The following is a 392-nucleotide window of genomic DNA, read 5'->3' on the forward strand; positions in this document are numbered from 1 at the left end:
TGCTCCTTGAGGGATGCCAAGTCCGCCTGCGGTGTGTGCGGGTGGCTCTGGTGGCTCATAGTCCCTCCCTCAGCTCAGTGGTGAATCGGTGGATGGTCGCCTCGTTGCGGCGATAGAAGGTCCACCCCTTCTTGCGGGTGGCAACCAGCAGGCCCGCCTCGGTCAGAAGGTTCAGGTGGCGAGAAGTGGTGGACGCGGCCAGACCCAACTTCTCCCGAATGAAATCGGAGCACACGCCCTCGGTGAGCAGGTCTCCATCGACCTGCGGTGGGAAGTGCGAGACGGGGTCACGCAGCCACCGCAGGATCTGTCGGCGAACAGGACTGGCCACCCCATCCAGCGCCTTGGACCACTCGTCCAGTTCGTCATTTCGCATAACTTCGAAACTATCC

General features: G+C 62.2%; 1 protein-coding gene. It reads right to left on the bottom strand.

Going from position 1 to position 392, the window contains the following annotated elements; translation table 11 throughout:
- Positions 1–55 precede the first annotated feature (55 nt).
- A complete protein-coding gene (locus JL475_RS39410) occupies positions 56–376 on the bottom strand; it encodes a helix-turn-helix transcriptional regulator (RefSeq protein WP_202282983.1) in 321 nt (106 codons plus the stop codon).
- Between the last annotated feature and the right edge of the window lie 16 nt (positions 377–392).

The organism is Streptomyces sp. M2CJ-2, from assembly GCF_016757295.1.
Lineage (GTDB): Bacteria > Actinomycetota > Actinomycetes > Streptomycetales > Streptomycetaceae > Streptomyces.

What these genes read in the sequence shown, in the direction of transcription:
- JL475_RS39410 (WP_202282983.1), bottom strand. Translation starts at nt 376, where the DNA reads ATGCGAAATGACGAACTGGACGAGTGGTCCAAGGCGCTGGATGGGGTG.